This is a genomic window from Bartonella sp. AD328YNZD (genome assembly GCF_042196425.1).
In genome coordinates, this window is record NZ_JBHIQG010000087.1 from 1 (window position 1) to 4,668 (window position 4,668).

At 38.4% G+C, this 4,668-nt stretch carries 2 protein-coding genes and 1 pseudogene; all 3 read left to right on the top strand.

The window, feature by feature from the left end; genetic code table 11:
- Nucleotides 1-240, top strand: a 240-nt coding sequence (locus tag ACFIO3_RS05715) for a type IV secretory system conjugative DNA transfer family protein (protein ID WP_375704187.1), incomplete at its 5' end; no start/stop codon positions are given.
- 1,606 nt (nt 241-1,846) lie between these two features.
- Nucleotides 1,847-3,445: a BID domain-containing T4SS effector gene (locus ACFIO3_RS05720; RefSeq protein WP_375608083.1), complete on the top strand. Its 1,599-nt coding sequence runs from the start codon at nt 1,847-1,849 to the stop codon at nt 3,443-3,445.
- 308 nt (nt 3,446-3,753) lie between these two features.
- Nucleotides 3,754-4,668, top strand: a pseudogene (locus ACFIO3_RS05725) (hypothetical protein); the annotation flags it as partial.

A 4,668-nucleotide genomic window follows, 5' to 3' on the forward strand; every position in this document is an offset into this window, starting at 1 on the left:
CGAAAGCTACAAAAGCCTATTTTATTTGTCTTAGATGGAGTCGATTTTCGTGGTTATATGAATATTTTAAAAAGAGCACTCATTTTACCCCACGAGATTATTCAAGAAATGCGTCAAGATGAACAAATTATTCTGATGCAAGGCTCCCCTTCGCGATGTGGTTGCGCCATCTATTTCAGAAGAAAAGAAATGTTAGCCGCTGCTGCAAAAAACCGTTTTGCCCCACAAAAGAAAAACTAACCTCCATGATGAGATATTGATGAAAAATAACAAAAAAAGGTATACATCCCTGTTTTTTTTAAAGCCTGTGAACGAAAAAACTCCGTCCACATATAAGAAAAACAGGGTCAAAAAATCCATGATTTTTTCTTTTGTATTTTGTGCATCATTTACCAGCAACCATGATTTTTAAGAAGTCTCTATAAAAAACGTTCATACACCCAACCAATAGCGACACCAATATCCCCCAAAAAGGAACACATTCCTACAAAGGATTTTCATATATAATTTAGAAAATACATTGATTCATAATGATAATTTATATTTTTATGTTGAATGAGAGACCAAATAGCGTAAGATTTTCTCATTTCAAATCTGCTCCACGTTAACTCAATCACAACCCTATTACTTCGCATGTCACAAGCGGGCCCCCAAGTGAAGTGGAACTGTACAAGAAAGGCATGCCTTTTCATAAATCGCCTCAATGTCCAAGGGGTGGTCCGCAATATTTTAGCGCTGGCATAAAGTGTGTGATGGTACCAGATTCTTTATGAAGCGTAAAAATGGGAGCGCTCAATAGATTTTATACGCTTTATGAGGGCTTTACCCCATCGCCAAATGAGTGTGTTAAAAGATGTATCTTTAAAATAATCCTGTAAAGATGCAACACAATGGTGTTCTTATTTTACGTAAAAAACGTGCCTCCATTAAAGAATATAATAAACAAAAGATTTGCCTTTGAAACAAGAAACTCTCAAAATACCCACACGATAAACACTGGTTCCCCCCAAAAAAACATCCAAGATATACACTAAAATGAATAAAACATTCTTAGACAAAGTTTTTCCCCTTTACGATATCATCATGTGTTCTATTTTAACAGCCAAGTGCTGAAAAACACCTTTTTTCCTAGCCAAAAAAAGTTTTCCCCCTCTTATGGATCTTAAAGCAGCGCGATACAATTAAGAGCAACAACACAAAGTAAAAAACATTTTGTTGCAAACATACGCAAACAAGATGTCCACATACACCAATAAGAAAAACATAATGGAGAAAAATTCTTGATAACTGCTTTTATCTATAGACTTCCTAACCTAAACACTATGTATGAAAAGTCCCCAAGTCATCCAATAATCAAGAGCAATATTCTCCGTCACATCCACGCCCTTCATCAAAGTGCTCTTGCAAACAACTTTGCTAAAGGCAAAACAGCGAAAATATTAAGCAACATTTTTCTTTTCGACCTCTTTCCCTCCACCTCAAAGGATAAAGATTTCACCCAAAATCGATTTATAAAAAATCCATCTTTTGCTCCCTCTTAGATTTCATATCACCGTCTTAAATATCGATATTTTACAGTACAACAGAATAATAAATAAAAGGAAACATTATAGAAGCTAAAATAAATGAAAAAAGAATAGGCATGAAAACAATCGCAATAGAACATTATGTATCTCTCAAACCACAAGCCTCTCAAAAGAGTTGATACAACTATCCGCACACTTGAGGGAAAAGTGTTCCCTCTCATAACACCCAAAATCTCAAAAGAATATGCGAAGGGGAATTTTTCACATACAGCGTTTAAGACGCTTATCAACCACGACCTTACCTACTTAGGAGAGATTACATGTTAGAGCAAAATTATCTATATAAAGGAACAAAAACACTCAAAAATAAATATGGCATCAAAGACCCTAAAAAACTGTATGAACGCAGTACCCATGACATCGCTAAAGAAGCCGTCAATTTTCGTCACGAACCGCTCCCACAAAAATTTGATTTCACTTATTTAAAATTAATCCATTGGAGCCTCTTCCACAAAACTTTTGAATGGGCGGGCCACACCCGCGATACATTTTTTACATTTGAAGATGGCACCACTGCCCATATGCCGGCAATGCGTCCCAAAGGTTGTGAAGCTCCTTTTGCTATCGGTCCACAGATAAAAAAAGAACTCACACAACTCGAAAAAACACTTAATGAGAAGAACAATTTAAAAGGTTTATCGCGCCAAGAATTTGCTGAAAATGCCGCTGAAGTTTTTATGGCGCTCGAGCACGCGCATCCTTTCAGAAAAGGCAATGGGCGCGTCAATAGAATGTTTATGGAAAAACTTGGACAAGCAGCAGGACATACCATTGACTTTTCTTTCATCACAAAGAAACGCATGACAACAGCTTGTATTGAAGCTATGCAATATGGCAATTCCCAACCGATGAAAGATCTTTTTGAAGATATCACCCATCCACAAAAAGCCATTGTTTTAAAAGAATTTATCTCCCAGATGAGAGAAACTGGACTGGATGAAATTAACAATCGTGTTGTTGTTGCAGCAAAGGAAGGGATTCCCTATGAAGGCGTCTTTAGAGGTTTTTCAGCAGAAGGTTTTGTCATGGAAATAGAAGGTGCTTTCGTCGTCGGACACAAAGATGATCTTCCCCCAGAACTCGTTAAAACATTACAAAACGGTGCCAACCTTTGCTTTCAAAAAACCAATGTTCAAAATGTAAAAGAAACATTGATTCCAAAAGAAACATTAACATCTCTCACACATGAAGAGTTATTCACAAAGATTTCAAATGACGCTTATGTTGAAGCATGCCGAAAAGAAATCAAAAATTTATCAAAGCTCGTTTATGGTAAAGCACAAGCCTTAAATACAAAAATGGATATCTTAACGGCTGATCCAAGCTTAGGAAATCAGTTTGCTGATGAAATTTTACAAAACCCTCAATCAATTTCTAAACTTGCAGGAAGAAAAATACTTGACATAAAAAGCCCGAATCGCAGACAAGCTGAACAGGTTGTTCCACAACTCAGCCAATCACTTAGAAATTATGCCACAATAACACAACAAACAAAAGATGCAATTCTAGAACAACACCAAAGAGAACAAAAACGCTTGAGCCACACTGTCGAAAAACCTGGAAAAAATTTACAAAACCTTTTTGCCTTACCAGAAGAACAACAAAGGGGAGCTTTATTGCATTCTCGTTCACTGCGACAAGAACTCCATCACTTTTCGCGCCAACTACACAATCGTCTATCCTCAGAAGATCGTAAAGCTATACAAGAAAAAGACCATACCAGACTCGCGTGCCTCCTTGGGACATCGGAAAGAAAAGCAAAAGAAATTACGAATACTGTAAAGAACACCCAAGAAGCACAATGTCAAGCCCGCAGTTTGAAAGTTAGTCGTTCCTCATCGCTTGCTCTTACTGGATAAAAACGCATGAACTTTTGCCTTCCAAAAGAACTCTTTAAGCTAATCATTTTATCTCCATTGCGTCTACCAATTGTTTTAGAATATTATAAAAAATAGTCCTAAAAATAGATCCGATAATTTACTATAACTTATTGATAAAATTTCATAAAAAAACTGTATAAAAAACATAAATGTCCATTACATATAAACATGAATAGCGCGAAATCTTTGGAGATCATTAAATTTGATATCTTACTTGTGTCTTGAAGTTATCAAAAAGTGGGAAATGCGCCAAAGAGGCTTTCTAAAAATATTGAAAGGAAACAGCCATGAAAAAAAGTCACCCACAACCAGCTCCCCAGAACCCAGCTCCCCAGAAACGAGAAGCTCTTTACGCAAATCTCAGTAGAAGCGGAAATGGTTCACAAGGGCCCTTACAACAAGAAGCATCTCCTTACGACAAACCGAGAGGGAAAACAAATGAGCAAAAAAATTCCCCCTACAATACACAAAGAGAAAGTGCATATGAGACGCCCTCTTCTCCACAACCACTAGGAACTATCTATGCTCCCCAATACCCATTAGGAGCTAGCCGTGCAACGGTTGGTAGGGGCTCGCGTGAGCCTTCTCCAGAAAACCCCTCAAATCCCTATGCAGTCGTTAATCTAGCGTCGGGTGAAACAGAGTTCCAAGAACGAATAAACCCCCTCTACAGCTCACCGAGCGGAAGCTCTCAGGATGTGCGATTTCCCCAAGAACCAGAACATCTCTATGCAGAGCCTGATTTTAGCGAAAATAGTGGACGCTCTCCCCATAAACCTCTAGAATCTGTCTATGCAAAACTTGGCATGGAGACTGAAGGCGGGCAAGAACCTCAAAAACCAGAACATCTCTATGCAGAACCTGATTTTAGCGAAAATAGTGGACGCTCTCCCCATAAACCTCTAGAATCTGTCTATGCAAAACTTGGCATAGAGGCTGAAGGCGGGCAAGAACCTCAAAAACCAGAACATCTCTATGCAGAACCTGATTTTAGCGAAAATAGTGGACGCTCTCCCCATAAACCTCTAGAATCTGTCTATGCAAAACTTGGTATGGGCGCTGAAGGCGGGCAAGAACCTCAAAAACCAGAACATCTCTATGCAGAACCTGATTTTAGCGAAAATGGTGGGCGCTCTCCCCATAAAACTCTAGAATCTGTCTATGCAAAACTTGGCATGGAGACTGAAGGCGGGCAAGAATCC